12 protein-coding genes and 3 pseudogenes are annotated in these 18,036 nt (G+C 73.3%); 7 read left to right on the plus strand and 8 right to left on the minus strand.

What is annotated here, in order from left to right; genetic code table 11:
* Positions 1–67: 67 nt before the first annotated feature.
* Together ACFVHV_RS27540 and ACFVHV_RS27545 are read right to left on the minus strand one after the other, a co-directional pair.
* A complete protein-coding gene (locus tag ACFVHV_RS27540; RefSeq protein ID WP_380354337.1) occupies positions 68–2,428 on the minus strand; it encodes a glycosyltransferase family 39 protein in 2,361 nt (786 codons plus the stop codon).
* 71 nt (positions 2,429–2,499) lie between these two features.
* Entirely contained in the window at positions 2,500–3,621 is a 1,122-nt protein-coding gene (locus tag ACFVHV_RS27545) for an alpha/beta hydrolase (protein WP_380354340.1), read from the minus strand.
* Positions 3,622–3,771: 150 nt separating this feature from the next.
* Here ACFVHV_RS27545 and ACFVHV_RS27550 point away from each other — a divergent pair, with 150 nt between their 5' ends.
* From ACFVHV_RS27550 to ACFVHV_RS27570, 5 genes and pseudogenes are all read left to right on the plus strand, one after another.
* On the plus strand, positions 3,772–4,674 hold the full coding sequence (locus ACFVHV_RS27550; RefSeq protein WP_380354342.1) for a hypothetical protein: 903 nt from the start codon (positions 3,772–3,774) through the stop codon (positions 4,672–4,674).
* Between the two features lie 175 nt (positions 4,675–4,849).
* A pseudogene (locus tag ACFVHV_RS27555) lies at positions 4,850–5,467 on the plus strand (serine protease); the annotation flags it as partial.
* Between the two features lie 201 nt (positions 5,468–5,668).
* Positions 5,669–6,397, plus strand: a pseudogene (locus ACFVHV_RS27560) (putative Ig domain-containing protein); the annotation flags it as partial.
* Between the two features lie 75 nt (positions 6,398–6,472).
* Positions 6,473–7,138: an HAD family hydrolase gene (locus tag ACFVHV_RS27565; protein WP_380354345.1), complete on the plus strand. Its 666-nt coding sequence runs from the start codon at positions 6,473–6,475 to the stop codon at positions 7,136–7,138.
* A 71-nt stretch (positions 7,139–7,209) separates the two neighbouring features.
* On the plus strand, positions 7,210–8,106 hold the full coding sequence (locus ACFVHV_RS27570) for an aminoglycoside phosphotransferase family protein (RefSeq protein ID WP_380354348.1): 897 nt from the start codon (positions 7,210–7,212) through the stop codon (positions 8,104–8,106).
* Between the two features lie 70 nt (positions 8,107–8,176).
* On the opposite strand, the gene ACFVHV_RS27575 is transcribed toward ACFVHV_RS27570, so the two are convergent.
* From ACFVHV_RS27575 to ACFVHV_RS27590, 4 genes and pseudogenes are all read right to left on the minus strand, one after another.
* Positions 8,177–8,647, minus strand: coding sequence for a hypothetical protein (locus tag ACFVHV_RS27575; RefSeq protein ID WP_380354351.1), 471 nt, complete (start codon positions 8,645–8,647; stop codon positions 8,177–8,179).
* Positions 8,648–8,776: 129 nt separating this feature from the next.
* A complete protein-coding gene (locus ACFVHV_RS27580) occupies positions 8,777–9,772 on the minus strand; it encodes a helix-turn-helix domain-containing protein (protein ID WP_380354353.1) in 996 nt (331 codons plus the stop codon).
* Between the two features lie 60 nt (positions 9,773–9,832).
* Positions 9,833–11,686, minus strand: a complete 1,854-nt coding sequence (locus ACFVHV_RS27585; RefSeq protein WP_380354355.1) for a CocE/NonD family hydrolase — start codon at positions 11,684–11,686, stop codon at positions 9,833–9,835.
* A 157-nt stretch (positions 11,687–11,843) separates the two neighbouring features.
* A pseudogene (locus ACFVHV_RS27590) lies at positions 11,844–12,818 on the minus strand (hydrolase); the annotation flags it as partial.
* Between the two features lie 259 nt (positions 12,819–13,077).
* On the opposite strand from ACFVHV_RS27590, the gene ACFVHV_RS27595 reads away from it, so the two are divergent.
* The gene (locus ACFVHV_RS27595) at positions 13,078–14,208 is read left to right on the plus strand and encodes a HoxN/HupN/NixA family nickel/cobalt transporter (protein ID WP_380354358.1); all 1,131 of its coding nucleotides are present in this window, start codon (positions 13,078–13,080) and stop codon (positions 14,206–14,208) included.
* A gap of 144 nt (positions 14,209–14,352) precedes the next feature.
* Here ACFVHV_RS27595 and ACFVHV_RS27600 read toward each other — a convergent pair whose 3' ends face one another.
* Positions 14,353–15,291, minus strand: a complete 939-nt coding sequence (locus ACFVHV_RS27600) for an SGNH/GDSL hydrolase family protein (RefSeq protein ID WP_380354361.1) — start codon at positions 15,289–15,291, stop codon at positions 14,353–14,355.
* Positions 15,292–15,660: 369 nt separating this feature from the next.
* On the opposite strand from ACFVHV_RS27600, the gene ACFVHV_RS27605 reads away from it, so the two are divergent.
* Positions 15,661–17,316, plus strand: a complete 1,656-nt coding sequence (locus ACFVHV_RS27605) for an FAD-binding dehydrogenase (protein ID WP_380354363.1) — start codon at positions 15,661–15,663, stop codon at positions 17,314–17,316.
* A 17-nt stretch (positions 17,317–17,333) separates the two neighbouring features.
* Here ACFVHV_RS27605 and lepB read toward each other — a convergent pair whose 3' ends face one another.
* The gene (lepB, locus tag ACFVHV_RS27610; RefSeq protein WP_359912279.1) at positions 17,334–17,966 is read right to left on the minus strand and encodes a signal peptidase I; all 633 of its coding nucleotides are present in this window, start codon (positions 17,964–17,966) and stop codon (positions 17,334–17,336) included.
* Positions 17,967–18,036: the final 70 nt, after the last annotated feature.

An 18,036-nucleotide genomic window follows, 5' to 3' on the forward strand; every position in this document is an offset into this window, starting at 1 on the left:
AAGGGGACGGCGGAAGGGGCGCGCCGCGCGAACGCGGCACGCCCCCTCCGGGGTTGCGGGCCCACCGTCAGGAGGTGGGGGCCGTCAGGTCGTAGAAGGTGGTCGAGCCGATGGTCTTCGCGGTGAAGTGGGCGGCCACCCAGGACGTGATCCGGGCGGACTCGTTCTGCTGCCCGCCCTCGTCGCCGCCCGCGCCGCCGAAGCCGCGGTGGGAGCCGCCGGCGCCGATGAACCAGTGCACCTTGCCCTCCTGGACGTACGTCCGGAAGCCGTCCAGGGTCAGCGAGGGGTCGGTGCCGTTGAAGCCGCCGAGGGCCATCACCGGTTCGCCGGTGGCGAGTTGGTAGCCGGCGGCGGTCTGCGAGCCGACCGTGGCGGCCGCCCAGGTGTAGTGGTCGGCGTTCTCCTTCAGCATGGCGGCGACCTCGCCGGTCACCTTGGGGCCGTCGAGCAGGCCGCCCATGCCGCCGGGGGGCGGGCCGCCGGCCGCGGCGCCGCCGGGGAGGCCGCCGGTGCCCGTGCCCTCGGGGGCCTGCGCGCCGGGGAAGCCGGTGCCGCTGCCGGTGCCGCGCTCGTGGCGGCCGTTGCCGTGGTCGGTGCCCGCCCCCGCGCCGCTGCCCGGGGAGCCCTGGCCGCCGGGGAAGCCCTGGCCGTTCTGCCCGCCCGGGAAGCCCCTGCCGCCCTTGCGCCCCGTGCCGCCCGGTCCGGACGCGCCGTCCACGCCCGGCCCGGCGGTCACGATCGAGCCGGTGTGCGGCGTGTTCACGGTGTCCACCGCGTACGCCGCCGGACCGCCGAGTGCCGCCGCCAGGCCCACCAGGCCCGCCACCGAGGCGATCCGCGCGCCGGTCCGGCCGGAGAACCGCCCGGCCGGCGACCCGGCGGCCGGCGAGCCGACGACCAGCGGACCGGCGGCCAGTGCCGCCGCCGCGAGCAGCCCGCCGACCAGCACCGCCCAGCGCAGCCACGGCACGAAGTCCGGGCTGCGGCCGAGCAGCACGAACGCCCAGACCGCCGTCACCGCGAGCGTTCCGGCCAGCACCAGCGCCCGGGGCAGCCGGTGCCGGGCCCGCCACAGGCCGTCCACGCCCATGCCGACCAGCGCCGCGACGGCCGGGGCCAGCGCCACCGTGTAGTACTGGTGGAAGATCCCGGACATGAAGCTGAAGATCAGCGCGGTGGAGAGCAGCCAGCCGCCCCAGACCAGGAAGGCCGCGCGGGCGGTGTCGGTGCGGGCGCAGCGGCGGGTCGCCCAGAGGGCGGCCACCAGCAGGATCAGCGCGGCCGGCAGCAGCCAGGCGATCTGTCCGCCGATGTCGGTGCCGAACATCCGGGTCAGCCCGGTCTGCCCCCAGCCGTGGCCGCCGCCGCGCATCGCACCGCCCGGCAGGTCGAGCCCGGCCGGCATCCGGGCGCCGCCGCCCACGCTGCCGGTCTCGTCGCCGTTGATCCGGCCGAGGCCGTTGTAGCCGAAGGTGAGCGAGAGGAAGCTGTTGTCCTGCGAACCGCCGACGTACGGGCGGGCCGAGGCGGGCAGCAGCTCGACGACCGCAACCCACCAGCCGCCGGCCACGACCATCGCCGCGCCCGAGAGCAGCAGCTGCCGCACCCGCCGCCACAGGCCGGTGGGCGCGACGACCAGGTAGATCACCGCGAACGCGGGCAGCACGAGGAAGGCCTGCAGGGTCTTGGTGAGGAAGGCGAGGCCGAACACCACCCCGGTGAACACCAGCCACCGGGTGCCCGCCGCCTCGACCGCGCGCACCAGCCCGTACGCGGCCAGCGTCAGCAGCAGCACCAGCAGCGCGTCCGGGTTGTTGAAGCGGAACATCAGCGCCGCGACCGGGGTGAGGGCCAGCGCGGCGCCCGCCAGCAGGCCGCCGAGCGGGGAGAAGCGGCGCCGCACCGTCGCGTACAGCACGCCGACGGTGGCCGCTCCCATCAGCGCCTGCGGGGCCAGCACCGACCACGAGGAGAGGCCGAAGATCCGCGCCGACAGGGCCATCGGCCACAGCGAGGCCGGGGGCTTGTCGACGGTGATGAAGTTCGCCGCGTCCGAGGAGCCGAAGAAGAAGGCCTTCCAGCTCTGGGAGCCGGCCTGCACGGCGGCCGAGTAGAAGGAGTTGGCCCAGCCGGAGGCGCTCAGGCCCCACAGGTAGAGGACGGTGGTCGCGGCCAGCAGCGCCAGCAGGGCCGGGCGCACCCAGCGCGGGTCGTCCGCGCGCCCGCGCCAGGCGCGGGCCGGGAGGGTGCGTAGCCGGCCGGACCAGGACGCCGGACCCTTGGGGCCGGCGGGCGGCAGGGGCTGCTCGGGGAAGAGCGGCGCCGGGTCCGGCCGGGCCGGGCCGGGCGGCACCTCCGGTGGCGGGAAGTTCGCGGCCTCGGGCCACGGTTCGCCGGCCGGAGGGGAGTAGCTGCTCGTGGTCATGCGCCATACCGTCGGTGGCGTGCCTGAGAGAACCGTGAGACGGGGGTGTGAGGCGCGTGTGATCCGGAAAGTCAGGCGGACGGCGGTACGGCGAGGTGCTTGCCCAGCCACTCCAGGGCCGGGGGGATCTCCCGGGTCCAGGTGTGGAAGTTGTGGCCGGCGGTGTCCAGCGTGATGGAGGACATCGTGGTGGGGGCCTTGAAGGCCGCGATCATGGCCTTGGTCTCGTCGTAGTTGTTCTCGTCGTACGCGGTGGTCAGCAGCAGGTTGACCGGGGCGGGCGGCTGGTTCTTCAGCCGCCACAGCAGGTCGTTCTCCTGCTTCAGCCGGTCGTTGCCGCCGAACAGGTCACCGGTGGTCGCGTCGTGGGCGGCGCTGTAGTAGCCGGAGAGCGCGACCGCCGAGCGGTAGGCGTCGGGCTTGCGCAGCGCGAACTTGAGCGCGCAGTAGCCGCCGGTGGAGTTGCCGATCACCGCCCGGTTGGCCGGGTCGGTGCCGATCCGGTACGTGGTGGCGAGGGCCTTGGGCAGGTCGGTGGTGAAGAAGGTCTCCACCTGGGGGCCGTTCGGCACGTCCACGCACTCGGTGTCCCGGTCGCCGACCAGGGTGGGGCGGGTCATCACCAGGACGGTCGGCGGCAGCTTCTTCTGCTCGATCGCGTTCAGCGTGGACGCCGGGTACTGCATCAGCGAGATCAGCTTCTCCGGGGTGCCCGGGTAGCCGGTGAGCACCAGGGCCATCGGGAAGCGCTGCTTCGCGTGCTCCGGCTGGAAGTACTGCGGCGGCAGGTAGACGTACGCCTCGGTGGTCAGGCCGCTGCCGGCCCCTTTGACGTCGACCTTCTGGATCAGGCCGGAGCGCTCCGGGTCCGAGCCCTGGGCGGAGTAGAACTTCTGCTCGCCGGTGACGGCCACCCCGGAGGCGTTGGGCTGGTGGTCGACCACCGTGCCGAGCCCGCCGCTGGTGCCGAGCAGGTCGGTCCAGGAGCTGTAGAAGCCGAAGTAGCTGTTGGCGATCAGGCCCATCGCGGCCAGGACCGACACCTGGGTGGCGAGGAACGCGCCGATCCGGCCCAGCCACGCCTTCCAGCCCTTCCCGCCGAACCGCGGCCAGAGCCACATGGTGGCGGCGAAGACGGCGATCGCGAGGAGGGAGGCGATGATCTGGAGCGGGAGTCCGGTGAGACTGAGCACGAGCCCGATCGTAGTTGACCTCCGTGGAGGCCCCGGGGCGGCCCCTTCCGATGATCGTCCTTATCGGGTTGACCCGGGTGGTTCGTGCTCGGCAGCATGTCGCCCCGACGCGTACGGGGAGTGCGCGGCGGATGACAGTGGGGTGGGGTCGTGAAGTCGATGCGGTTCGCGGGGTCTTCGGGTGGGGCGGGTCTGGCGGTCGGCGGGGTGCTGCTGCTCGCGGCCTGCTCCGGCGGGGGTGGGACGGCGGCGCCGAGCGCCTCGGCGACGCCTTACGGCACGGTGCTCGGTCAGGCCCTCGAACCGGTTGATAGCGGGTTGGGGAAGGCGGCGGCGGCCACGACCCCTGCCGATCTCGCGAAGGCGCTCGGTGTCGTCGGCTCCAACGCCGGTCGTGCCGCCCGGAGCCTGAACTCCGCCGTGACCCCGGCGGGGGCGGAGGCGGCGCGCACAGATCTGGTGAACGCCCTGGAAGCGCTCACGCTCGAGACCTCGGCGCTCAGCGCCGACATCTGGAGCAAGAAGCTCTGCGGGCTGGGTGTCGCCCAGGCACGTCTCGGTGCCGGACAGGCGCTGCAGGGCGTCTCGGCGGCTCTGGCCAAGCTGACGACGGCTGGGTACCGGACCGCGTTCACCGTCCCGCAGCTGCCCGCTCCGCAGCCGCAGCCCAGGTCCCTTGAGAACGGGACCATGGTCCGCGAGGGCGGGAAGGGCGGCAAGGGGACGTTGAAGTTCGACAACCAGGGTTCGAATGACGCGGTCTTCACGCTCGCCCAGGGCGGGAAGTCGGTGGCCTCGGTGTACGCGACCAAGGGCCGGCTGGCCACTGTCGAGGGTGTCGAGGACGGTTCGTACGACTTCTACTACACCACTGGGGTGGACTGGGACTCCGAGGCGAAGCAGTTCACCGAGAACTGTCAGTTCATCAAGTACCAGGAATCGTATGCTTTCACGCCGAGCGTGGCGGCCTGGAACGTGGTCATCGGCGTGAACGACGGCAAGGGCGGAGCCAAGATCGAGGGGCAGACCGTGAACTCCGCCCCGCAGCCGTAGCCCGACCCGTAACGGGCATACCGGGACGGGTCGTTGCCTTCGGATGGCACGACCCGTGCCGGGCAGTGGCGAGTTCGGTCACAATCCTTGACCTCTTGAAGTGGCCATGGCACTTTCGTGCGGCGCGGGCGTCGGCGACCAGTCGTACACCCCGCGATCCCCCACAAGGAGAGCCATGTTCAAGAGATTTGTCGCGGTGGCCGGTACCAGTGCCGTCGTCGCGGGCGGGCTGGCCTTCGCCGCCGCCCCCGCGCAGGCCGTCCAGGCGGCCGACCTGACGTCCACCATCGCCCTGAGCAACTGCTCGGCCTCGCTGGTCCGTTACCCCACCTCGGTGGCCGGCGACCGCGCGCTGATGCTCACCAACGGGCACTGCCTGCCGACCATGCCCTCGGCCGGCCAGGTCATCCAGAACACCACCGCCAGCCGCAGCGGCACCCTGCTGGACGGCGCGGGCAACAGCCTGGGCACCGTCCAGGCCGACAAGCTGCTCTACGCGACCATGACCGGCACCGATGTCGCCCTCTACCAACTCACCGACACCTACGGGTCGATCAGCTCCAAGTACGGCGCCACCGCGCTGACGATCAGCGACTCGCACCCGACCGACGGCGCGTCGATGTACATACCCTCGTCGTACTGGAAGCAGGTCTGGAACTGCTCCGTCAACGGCTTCGTGCCGACCCTGCGCGAGGACGCCTGGACCTGGCACGACTCGCTGCGCTACAGCTCCGGGTGCAACACCACGCACGGCACCTCCGGTTCGCCGATCGTCGACTCCGCCAGCGGGCGGATCATCGGCATCAACAACACCGGCAATGACGACGGCGCCATGTGCACCCTCAACAACCCGTGCGAGGTGGCCGCCGACGGCACCACCAAGGCCTACAAGGGCCAGAGCTACGGCGAGGAGACGTACTGGTTCACCACCTGCCTGAACTCCTCCACCCGGGCCATCGACCTCAACGTGGCCGGCTGCCTGCTCACCAAGCCGGCCGGCAGCGCCGTCTCGGTGACCAACCCGGGCAACCAGTCCACCGCCGTCGGCGGTGCGGTCAACCTCCAGATCAACGCCTCTGGTGGCACCGCCCCGCTGTCCTACGCCGCGACCGGCCTGCCCGCCGGGCTGTCGATCAACTCCTCCACCGGCGTCATCGCGGGCACCGTCTCCACCGCGGGCAGCTCCACCGTGACCGTCACCGTCACGGACGCCGCGGGCAAGTCGGCCTCCATCTCCTTCACCTGGGCGGTCTCCACCGGTGGCGGCAGCTGCACCCCGGCGCAGCTGCTGGGCAACGCGGGCTTCGAGACCGGCACCGCCACCCCGTGGACGACGTCGAGCGGCGTGGTGGACAACAGCTCTTCGCAGGCGGCCCACGGCGGCTCCTGGAAGGCGTGGATGAACGGCTACGGCTCGACCCACTCGGACTCGCTGTCGCAGACGGTGAGCATCCCGTCGGGCTGCAAGGCGACGCTGAGCTTCTGGCTGCACATCGACACCGCCGAGTCGGGCAGCACCGCGTACGACAAGCTGACCGTGTCGGTCAACGGCACCGCGCTGAAGACCTACTCCAACGTGGACGCCGCGGCCGGCTACCAGCAGCGCACCTTCGACCTGTCGGCCTACGCGGGCCAGAGCGTCACCGTGAAGTTCGCCGGGACCGAGGACGCCTCGCTCCAGACCAGCTTCGTGATCGACGACACCTCCGTCCAGACCGGCTGACCGGGTAACGCCCAAGGGGCGGTGGCCGGTTCGACGGTCACCGCCCCCGGGTGCGCACCGGCCTATGCTGGTCGGATGATCAAGCCGATAGAGCTGGTGATTTTCGACTGCGACGGCGTCCTGGTGGACAGCGAGGTGATCGCCGTCCGGGTGCTGGTGCGCCTGGGGGCGGAGCACGGCTGGCCGCTGACCGAGGCGGAGGCGATCGAGCTCTTCGTCGGACGGTCCGAGGCCGCCAACCGGGCGACGGTCGCCGAACGGCTGGGCGCCGAGACGGCCGTCCTGTGGAGCAAGCGCTTCGTCGAACTGCACGCCGAGGCGGTGGACGCCGGGCTGACCCCCGTGGCCGGCCTCCCGGAAGCCCTGGCCGCGATCACCCTGCCCACCTGCGTGGCCTCCAGCGGCACCCACGAGAAGATGCGCCACACCCTGGGCCGCACCGGCCTCCACGACCACTTCGCCGGACGGATCTTCAGCGCCACCGAGGTCGCCCGCGGCAAGCCCGCCCCCGACCTCTTCCTGCACGCCGCCCGCTCGATGGGCGTCGACCCGGCCGCCTGCGTGGTGGTCGAGGACAGCCGGCCCGGCGTCGAGGCCGCCCGCGCCGCAGGGATGCGCGCGCTCGGCTACGCGGGCGGCGTCACGGTCGCGGAGCGGCTGGCCGGGCCGGGCACCGTGGTCTTCGACGACATGCGCCAGCTGCCCGGCCTGATCGCGGCAGGCGCGGTCCACCCGGGCTAGCGGCTCGCCCTCCGGCCTGGCGCGGCAATTCGCTTGCCCGGCCCGGCAGGCGGGTGGCAGGGTCGGGCACCATGGCCTCCTCCCGCAAGCTGCACGCCGACGAACTGGACATCGACGAGGCCCTGGTGTGCCGGATGGTCGCCGAGCAGTTCCCGCAATGGGCCGGTCTGCCGGTCGAGCCGGTGGAACCGGCCGGGACCAGCAACGCGATGTACCGGCTCGGGGCGGAGCTGGTGGTGCGCATCCCGCGGATCCCCGGGGTGGTCGAGGAGATCGCCAAGGAGGACGTCTGGCTGCGCCGCCTGGCCCCGCGGCTGCCGGTCCCGGTGCCGGTCCCGCTGGCCGTGGGCGGGCCGGTCGACGGCTGCCCCTGGCCCTGGTCGGTGCTGCGCTGGATCGACGGCGACACCCCGACGGCCGGCCGGACTGCCGAACCCGGTCTGCTGGCCCGGGACTTGGCGGACCTCGTGACCGCGATGCGCGGGATCGACCCGGCCGGCGCGCCCGCCGCCTACCGCAGCGAGTCGCTGGCGGACCGGGACACCGGGACGAGGAAGGCGATCGCGGCCGTGCCGGACCTGGTCGACGCCGCCGCCGTGACCGCCGCCTGGGAGCACGCGCTGCGCGCCCCCGCGCCCGCCGGCCCCCCGGTCTGGCTCCACAGTGACCTCCAGCCCGGCAACCTGCTGGTCTCCCCGGACGGTCGGCTGAGCGCGGTCATCGACTTCGGCTGTGCGGGCCTGGGCGAACCGGCCGTCGACCTGATCCCCGCCTGGTACGTCCTGCCCGCCGCCGCCCGTGAGGCGTTCCGCGCGGCCGCGGCCCCCGACGACGCGGCCTGGGCCCGGGCCCGCGGCTGGGCCCTGTCGATCGCCCTGCTGGAGGTCGCCTACTACCGGGACAGCGACCCGAGGATGACCGCCATCGCCCGCCACGTCATCGCCGAGGTCCTGGCCGAGCACGCGTAGCGGGACGGGCGCCGCGCCCTGCGGCTCCCCGCCCGTCGTACGGGCGGAGAGCGGCGGGGCCGCCGGCGGGTCAGCCGATCGACAGCCAGCCCGAGTACGTGTTGGTCAGCACCAGCAGCCCGGTGTCGCCGTCGTAGAGGGCGTTGTTCAGCTGGATGTGCCCCGTCTCGCGCATGTCGTAGTTGCACTCCGCCCACTTGCCGACGCCGAGGGCGTTGCGGCACGCGCCGGTGCGGCCGTAGTCGGTGCTCCACCGGCCGACGGCGGAGAAGCCGTCCTTCGCGGTGTCGAGCACGAGCACCTTGTCGCCGGCCTTGTCGAAGCAGGTCTTCACCCCGGGGCTGGTGATGCACGGCAGGCTGTCCGCCGTGATCGCGGACTCCGACAGGGTGACGGGCGTCCCGAACGTGAGCGGGTCGGCCTGCGGCGCGGCGACGGCCTGACCGCCGCCGAGGGCGGTGAGCCCGAGCGTCAGGGCGGCGATGCCGACGGCGGCGGCGGATCGCAGGGTCGTGCGGGGCCGGGTTCCGTTGCTGGACATGGATGTTCCCCCTTCGAGGGTGCTGGTGTCGGTCCGTGTCCACCGGAGGAGCCCCCGTGGTGGACACGACATCAGCTTGCCGACCCCCCAGGGGGGTTGTCGTTAGCAGCCGGTCCACGTCCGCTTCGCTCAGCGTCCACCCGTGGCCGTCGCGGCGCCGCCGTGGCGGTAGTCGCGGGGCGGCAGCCCGTACGCGCCGCGGAAGGCGCGGCTGAAGTCGGCGGCGCGGGGGAACCCGCAGCGGGCCGCGATGACGTGGACGGGGGTGGCGGCCAGGGCCGGGTCGGCGAGGTCGCGGCGGGCCCGTTCGAGGCGCTGGCGGCGGATCCAGGCGGCGACGGTCTCCTCCTCGGCCTCGAAGAGGCGGTGCAGGTAGCTGACCGAGATGTGGTGCGCGGCGGCGACGGCGCCGGGGTTGAGGTCCGGCTCGTGCAGGTGGGCGCGGATGAAGGCCCGTACGCGCTGGACCAGCGCCCGGCGCCGGCTCTCCGGCGGGACGGCGTCCTCGGCGTCGAGGTGGTGGGCGAGCAGTGCCGACACCAGGTCGAGGGCGGCGGCGCCCAGCCGGGGCGCGTCGCCGGTGCGGTAGGCGCCGGTGTCGGCGGCGATGCCGGCGAGCAGTTGGACGAGCAGGGCGCCCACCCCTTCGCCCCCGGGCATCCGGCGGGCGATCAGCTCGGCCACCTTGTCCGGGGGCAGCGGCAGCGCCTGCCGGGGGATGGTCAGCCAGGTCCCGTGGATCTGCCGGCGCGGATCGTCGGTGTTCACCTGGAGGGAGATGGGTCGGACGCTGTCGTACATCACCAGGTCCCGAGGGCGCCACTCGCCGTGGCCGTCGGACCTGGCCGCGGGGCCGGCGCCGGGGACGGGGAGCGAGAGGAGGTAGAACTCCGGGTCGGACGAGCGGATCAGGCGCGCCGGCCGGCGTACGGTGATCGGCGGGCTCTCCATGTGCCAGAGCTGTAGCTCACCGAGCGTCAGGACGCGCAGGTCCGCCCGGAAGTCGACGGCGTGTCCGGTGCTGGCCTCGAACGGAGCGCTCCTCTCGGCGAGTCGGTGCCGCCAGTACTCGAAGCGGTCCGGTGGATCCACGTCCTCGGTCCGGAACACCGACTCGTCCAGCATGCCCGCCCTCCCCGACTCGCGCTTCTGGTAAGGGCATTGTCACATCACGAACGGTCGCGTTCAGGACGGCCCGCGGGGCACCTGGTGCTGCCACTCCCGGGCGAACACCACCGAGCCGGCCTCCAGCGCCCGCAGCTGGACGACGCTGATGAAGTGTTCGGCGTCGCAGCGCAGTTGGGTGCGGGTCTGGACGGTGACGTCCCAGCCGATGTCGGGCCGCTCCAGCCGGACGGTGCGGTCGGTGCGGGCCTGGGCGCTGAGCGGGGCGCCGGCGAGCACCCGGTAGGCGGTGACGGTGTGTTCGTCGCGGACCAGGCCGTCGGGGTGGGTGCGGGTGCCGTCGGTGGCGGGGGAGAGCTCGGCGCGCCACTCGTGGCGGCCGATGTCGTGCACGGTGAGGTGTTCGGGCCGGACGGCGAGCGGTTCGGTGAGGTGGATGTCGAGCGGTGCGGGCAGCACCGGGGGCTCGAAGGTGACGGGCGGGGCGCCGACGTCGGCGGCGAGGTGGCGCACCGGCAGGCTCAGGGTGGAGCGGGACGGGTCGACGCCGTACCCGGTGTCCTCCGCGGGGGGCCAGACCCAGGGCCAGTAGACCGAGGAGAGGGCGAGCCGCAGTCGGTGCCCGGCCGGGACCGTCCAGGCGCAGGCCGCGAGCTCGACCTCGGCGTCGGGCCCGTCGGCGACCAGGAAGCCCCGGGTGACCAGCTCCGAGGTGCCGTCCGGGCCGACCGCGCACAGCCGGACCGTCACCTGGACGGGTGCCCCGTCCTCGCGCAGCCGCAGCCGGACGGTCGGGGCGCCGAGCAGCTCGACGGGTTCGGGCAGCGGCTGGGAGTCGAAGCAGACCGAGCGGCCGTCCTCCTCGCGCTGGTCCGGCGGCCGGTCGGCGGGACGGCCGTGGGGGACGTAGGCGCCCGCGTTCAGGCCGGTGTGCTGCGGGGACCGGACCGGGACGTACCGGTCGTGGGCGGCGGTGCCGGCGGTGCGCAGCGGCCCGTCCAGGCCGTAGTGGATCTCCCGGACGTCGGGGGACGGCCAGGCCTCGTCCCCGGTCCAGCGGGTGGCGAGCCAGGTGCGCAGGGCGGGTTCCTTGAGGGCGCCGTTGTCGATGCCGCGCAGCCAGTGGTCCCACCAGCGCAGGGTGTCGGGCAGGGCGGCCTCGGGCAGGCCGTGCGGCCAGGGGCCGATCAGGGCGCGCGCGGTGGGGGACTCGGCGAGCAGCCGCAGCACGAAGGAGCAGGACGGGTCGCCCCAGCCGGCCACGGCGAGGGCGGGCACGGACACCGGGACGGTGCTCTCGCGGGGTGCGAGCCAGTCGTCGACGGGCGGCTGCAGCGCCTCCAGCCGGGCCAGCCAGGCGGCCCGCCAGGCGTCGCCGACGTGCCGCGGGTCCGGCGGCAGGGCGGCGTCGGCGACCAGGGCGGTGAGCCGGGTGTGCAGGTCGGCGGCGAGCACGGCCCCGCCGAGCCGGTGGCCGCCCTCGGGGCAGGCGGTGACGACGGCGCCGACGGTGCCGGGGGTGCGGGCGGCGAGCCGCAGGGCGGTGGTGCCGGCGGTGCCGGTGCCGAGCAGGCCGAGCCGGCCGTTGCACCAGGGGCGGCGGGCGAGCCAGTCGACCACGGCGGCGCCGTCGGCCAGCTCCTGTTCGCCGCCGGGTTCGCCGGGGATGCCCTCGGAGTTGCCGTGCCCGCGGGTGTCGACCCGGACGGCGGCGTAGCCGTGGCCCGCGTACCAGGGGTGGCGGCGGGCGTCCTCGGCGGCGGTCCGGTCGGTGAGGCGGCCGCCGGAGTACTCCAGCAGCGCGGGGCCGGGCTCGTCACCGACCGGCCGCCACAGCCGGGCGGCCAGCCGGGTGCCGTCGGGCAGCGGGATGCGCAGGTCCTCGCGGGTGGTGTGGAAGGGGTAGGACGGCATGGCCGCTCCCATCGGTCCCGGGCGTCGGCCTTCCGACGGTTCGGTATTTCCGACAGTAGGGGAGGGAGCGGCCCTTTTCCTGATGAGAGGGGCCTGATGAGGAGGCCTGGTGAGCGGGGGCCTGATGAGCGGGCCCCGGTGGGGGCGCCCCAGGTCAGGCCTTGCTCAGCCAGGCGGTGGCGTTGAGGGCGAGGGCGGCGTCGGTGCCCGCCGGGTCGTCCCAGCCGTTGTACAGGGTGTTGCCGGACTGGCCGGTGCCGTCGTCGATCGGGGAGCTGTCGCCCCAGATCGCGACCCGGCCGGAGCCGAAGGTGCTGGTGACGAAGAACGCGCCGGTGTTGCCGCTGTAGCCGGTCCGGTAGACCAGGCCCTTGACGTTCGGGTTGTCGGCGGGCTTGAGGGTGAAGGTGGTGCCGTTGCGCAGGATGGAGCCGGTGACGGTGCCGAAGGGGCCGTGCAGCACCGGGTCGGTCGGGGCGTCGGCCGCGCGCGGGTTGTCGGTGGTGATGTTGAGCAGGTCGACCGAGAAGCCGAAGGGGTCGTTGTTGTTCACCCCGTTGTTGGTCAGCAGGTCGTTGATGATCTTCGGGGAGTCCCAGCCGTCGTTGTTGCGGTCGCTGTTGTTGTGGTCGGAGACCAGGAAGAGCCCGCCGCCGTTCTTCACGAAGTTCATGATCGCGGCCTTTTCGCCCGCGGAGAAGCGCGTGTTGGGCTCCGGGATCACGAAGGTGTCGAAGTTGGCGAGGTCGAGCGCGGCGCCGGTGCCGTAGCTGATGGTGGACCCGGCCGGGAGGGTCTTCAGGCTGTACTGGCCGGTCTTCTGGAGGGCGACGCCCCAGGCGGACAGGGCGCCGGTCCAGCTCTTCTCGGTGGTGGGGTTGGCGTTCTGGGCCAGCGGGTCGGGCTGGCTGGTGCTGATGATCCAGTCGGCGTTGCCCGCGGTCTCGGCCTTGCTGTTGTCGAACAGCACCCGGTGCGGGGTGGCGCCGACGGTGGCGGTCCTGGCGGCGGACGCGGTGAGTGCGGCGGGCGCGGCGGGGCCGGGCGCGGCGGTGGCGGCGGGGGTGGTGAGACCGGCCGTGAGCAGGGCCGTTCCGGCGAGGGCCGCGGCGGTTCGGATGCGGATCGTCATGTGCCGTTCCTCCGTGGGGAGTTGAGGGGGCAGCGCTCAGGTTTTCGCGCGTAGAACGGGAGTATCCGCGCGTAGAGCGCAGGGTGAAAGCCCTCCGAGGTTACGAAGCCTTGTACGGGTCGTGACGATCTTCGGGAGGGGGGTGGAAGCCGGGGAGAGCGGGGGGAGACGAATCCGTAATTGCGCATGACTTGCAACTGCGCGCACCGAGGCGGAAAGATGGCCCAGCTTCCGACCGCCCGACCGAAAGGACACGAAGATGACTGCCCCCCGCTGGCGCGACCGGCTCACCCGTGAGGAGTGGATCCGCCTGGCCGGAATGGGCGGATTCATCCTCGCGCTCCACGTCATCGGCTGGTTCACCCTGCTCGCGGTGGTCGAGCCCGAGCACTACGACGTCGGCGGCCAGGTGTTCGGCGCCGGCATGGGCCTGACCGCCTACACCCTCGGCATGCGGCACGCCTTCGACGCGGACCACATCGCCGCCATCGACAACACCACCCGCAAGCTGATGGGCCAGGGCAAGCGGCCGCTGTCGGTCGGCTTCTGGTTCTCGCTCGGGCACTCGTCGATCGTCTTCGGCCTCTGCGCGCTGCTGGCCCTCGGCATCCGCTCGCTGGCCGGCCAGGTGGAGTCCGACGACTCGACGCTGCACGAGATGACCGGCCTGATCGGCGTCGCCGTCTCCGGCACCTTCCTGCTGCTGCTCGGCCTGATCAACCTGGGCGCCTTCAACGGCATCCTCAAGGTCTTCCGCCGGATGCGCGAGGGCGACTACGACGAGGCGGAGCTGGAGCGCCAGCTGGAGCGGCGCGGGCTGATGAACCGCATCCTCGGCAGGGTCACCAGGGCCGTCACCAAGCCCTGGCACATGTACCCGGTGGGCCTGCTGTTCGGCCTGGGCTTCGACACCGCCACCGAGGTGTCCCTGCTGGTGCTGGCGGGCGGCGCGGCGGCCTTCTCGCTGCCCTGGTACGCGCTGCTCACGCTGCCGATCCTGTTCGCGGCCGGAATGAGCCTGCTGGACACCATCGACGGCTCGTTCATGAACTTCGCGTACGAGTGGGCCTTCTCCAAGCCGGTCCGCAAGATCTACTACAACCTGACCGTCACCGGGCTGTCGGTGCTGGTCGCGCTGGTGATCGGCTCGATCGAGCTGATCGGCCTGCTCGGCGAGAAGCTGGACATCACCAGCGGTCCGGTCGCCTGGATCGGCGCACTGGACCTCAACTTCGTCGGCTACGCCATCGTCGGACTGTTCGTGCTCACCTGGGCCGCGGCGATCGCCTACTGGAAGCTCGGCAACGTCGAGGAGAAGTGGTCGGCGGGGCTGGCCGCCGGTTCCGCGGTCGGTGCCGCCTCCGCCTCCGCCTCCGCGAAGTCCGAGTAGGGCGCGCAGGACCGAGGGGCCGGTGACCGGGGGTTCGGTCGCCGGCCCCTCGGGGCTTTCCGGGGGCGCGCCGGGCGGGCGCCGCGCGGGCGGCGGTAGGGGCGCGGCACCCGCGCGGGCGGCGGTTCGGGCGCCGCGGCCGCGCTACTTCAGCGCGGCGAGCACCGCCTGGGCCATCACCTGCTCGCCGGTCGCGTTGGGGTGGAACGGCACGGCGGGCGAGCCGGGCAGCGCGCCCTCGATCCAGCGGTCGTCCGAGCAGACGTCGTGCCCGAGGGTCGGCGTCGCGGTGTCCACGTAGGTCGCGCCGTTCGCGGCCGCGGTGGACTTCAGCGCGGCGTTCAGCTTGTTGAGCACGCCGTGCATGTACTCGACGTCGCCCGGCGTCACCGGCTGGCGCAGGATGCACTTCGAGCCGTCGGCGGGCAGCACGGACGGGTAGCCGACCAGCAGCACCCTGGCCCCGGGCGCCTTGGCGTGGATGCGCTTGAGGGTGTCGGCCAGCTGCGGGGCGATGGTGGTGCGGATCCGCTCGGCCAGGTCGTCGGTGCCGTACTGCCAGGACATGCTGCTCCAGTCCCAGTGGCCGTGGTGGTAGACGTCCTTGCAGGGCGTGCCGAGCGGGTTGACGACGGCGCCGGCGATGCAGGTGGCGACCAGTTCGCCGAGGCCGAGGTCGCTGGCCGCGAGGTCGTTGCCGCCGATCCCGAGGGTGACCAGGTCGGTGTCGGCGGTCACCGCGTCCAGTTGCGGGTCGTTGACCCTGATGAAGGCGTCGTACTGGGGCTGCGTCATCGCCTTGATCTTGGCCGCGGAGCAGGTGACGTCGGTGTACCGGCCGGACTTGAGGGCGGCGGCGACCAGGTGGCCGTAGTTGCGGTCGGAGCGCAGGCACAGACCGGCCGACTGGCTCGGCACGCCGGCGCCGGCGGCGTAGGAGTCGCCGAGCGCCACGTAGTGCTTCGGCGCGGCGCCGGCGGCCTGGGCGCTGGTGGAGGTGAGCGCGAGTGCGGCACCGAGGGCGACGGCGGCGAGCGCGGTGGAATTCCGGAGGTGCCGGGATTTCCGGGCAGGGCGGAGCACGATTCCTCCTGGGGGAGAGAAACGACGGGTGGGGGTCGCATCGAGCCGGGCCACAGCTACTCGCAGGTAAGTTACTGCCAGGTTTCCCGGACGTCCATGGTTTGCGCGGAAATTGCCGACATTCCGTCAGGCCGGGCCCGGACGGAATTCCGCATTTCGCCCCACCGGATGCCGAACGGCTATCGCACGGCTCTCGAACGGCTGTCGCGCCACTGCCGGCGGCAATTCCGAAACGGCCCGGAGCGGAATTCACGCGGGCGGTTGTTACCCGCCGGTTGACCGGACGTCACCGCAGACCGCAGTATCGGGCGCACAGCGGCGACGCGTCCCGGACGCGCCGCCACCGCGAGCCCCGACGGAGGACTGCGCATGGCCCTGGACGCCGACGTCATCGTCATCGGAGCGGGCCTCGCGGGCCTCGCCGCCACCGCCGAACTCGCCGACGCCGGACGGAAGGTGATCCTCCTCGACCAGGAGCCCGCCGCCTCCTTCGGCGGCCAGGCGCACTGGTCCTTCGGCGGCCTCTTCCTGGTCGACTCGCCCGAGCAGCGCCGGATGCGGATCCGCGACTCGCACGCCCTCGCCCTGCGGGACTGGCTCGGTACGGCCGGCTTCGACCGGCCCGAGGACGCCTGGCCGCGCCGCTGGGCCGAGGCGTACGTGGACTTCGCGGCGGGCGAGAAGCGCTCCTGGCTGCACGGCATGGGCGTGCGGTTCTTCCCGGTGGTCGGCTGGGCCGAGCGCGGCGGCTACCTCGCCGACGGGCCCGGCAATTCGGTGCCGCGCTTCCACATCACGTGGGGCACCGGGCCGGGGCTGCTGGCGCCCTTCGTCCGGCGGGTCCGCGCCGCCGCCGCGCGCGGCCTGGTGGACCTGCGCTTCCGGCACCGGGTCACCGGGCTGTCCGCCACCGCGGGCGCCGTCGACACCGTCACCGGCGAGGTGCTGGTGCCGAGCCCGGCGGGCCGGGGCGAGGCCAGCTCGCGCGAGGCCGCCGGGAGCTTCGAGCTGCGCGCCCAGGCCGTGATCGTCACCTCCGGCGGCATCGGCGGCAACCACGACCTGGTCCGCAAGGCCTGGCCGGCCCGGCTCGGCACCCCGCCCGCCAGGCTGCTCTCCGGGGTGCCCGCGCACGTGGACGGACTGATGCTGGAGGTCGCCGGCCGGGCCGGGGCCAGCCTGATCAACGGCGACCGGATGTGGCACTACACCGAGGGCATCGAGAACTGGGACCCGATCTGGGCCCGGCACGGCATCCGCATCCTGCCCGGCCCCTCCTCGCTCTGGCTGGACGCGCGGGGCAGGCGGCTGCCCGTCCCGCTGTTCCCCGGCTTCGACACCCTCGGGACGCTCGAACACATCATGTCCACCGGGTACGAGTACACCTGGTTCGTGCTCAACCAGCGGATCGTCGAGAAGGAGTTCACCCTCTCCGGCTCCGAGCAGAACCCCGACCTGACCGGCAAGTCGGTGCGCGGCGTGCTCGGGCGCGCGCTGCCCGGCGCCCCCGGCCCGGTCCGGGGCCACCTGCGGCACGGCCGGGACTTCGTGGTCGCCCGCGACCTCGCCGACCTCGCCCGGGGCATGAACGCCAGGACCGGCGAACCGCTGATCGACCCGGACGAGCTGCGCCGCACCGTCGAGGACCGCGACCGGCAGCTGGCCAACCCCTTCGCCAAGGACCTCCAGGTCACCGCGATCCACGGGGCCCGCCGCCACCTCGGCGACAGGCTCATCCGCACCGCCGCCCCGCACCGCATCCTCGACCCGGGCGCCGCGCCGCTGATCGCCGTCCGGCTGAACATCCTGACCCGCAAGTCGCTGGGCGGACTGGAGACCGATCTGTCCTCGCGGGTGCTGCGGCCGGACGGCGAGGTGCTGCCGGGGGTGTACGCGGCCGGCGAGGCCTCCGGGTTCGGCGGCGGGGGCGTGCACGGGTACCGCTCCCTGGAGGGGACGTTCCTGGGCGGCTGCCTGTTCTCGGGCCGTACGGCGGGACGGGCGGCGGCCCGGGCGGTCGGGTAGCGGCGCCGGGGGCGGCGTCAGAAGGTGGCCGGCGGCTCCAGCCCCAGCGGCCGGGCGGCCCGGCCGCGGACGGCGAGGACGATCGCCGCGATCAGGCCGATGACGGCCAGCAGCAGCCCGAGCGCGGCCAGGACGAGCGCCCCGGCGAGCTTGCCGGGCAGCGCCTCGTCGCCGGCGCCGTTGTGCCACACCACCCGCTCGCCGACCTTGGCGAGGTCGACGGTGCCCTGCTGGTCGGCCAGGTTGATCCGGGAGTCGAAGGCGTCGGCGCGGCGGTCCCCCATGAGGAAGGCCCGGCCCGGCGGGACGGTGACGTCGAAGTCGAGGTAGCAGGTGTGGGCCTGCCGGGCCGGCGGCTCGTCGACCGGCTTCCCGTTGAGGCTGAACTGCCCGTTCGCGCAGGCGATGCGGTCGCCGCCCAGGGCCATGGCCCGCTGGACGACCATGCCCTGCAGCGTCCAGGGGGAGTCGACGGCGTAGACCTCGCCGTGGCGCACGTCCGCGGGCCGGACCCGTTCGGTCCAGAGCCCGGTGCCCGACCGCAGCTCCGGCGACATCGTCTCGCCCGTCATGCGGTGGTAGCCGTAGCCGGAGCCGACCACGGCGAACCCGAGCACGGCGCACAGGATCCCGACCACTCCCACGGCCACCGATATCCGTGTACCGCGGCGGCCCCTTCGCTTCGGCATCCGGCCGTCCTCCCCTTGTCGTTCGTGACTC

The organism is Kitasatospora sp. NPDC127116, assembly GCF_042677365.1.
Classification (GTDB): Bacteria; Actinomycetota; Actinomycetes; order Streptomycetales; family Streptomycetaceae; genus Kitasatospora; species Kitasatospora lactacystinica.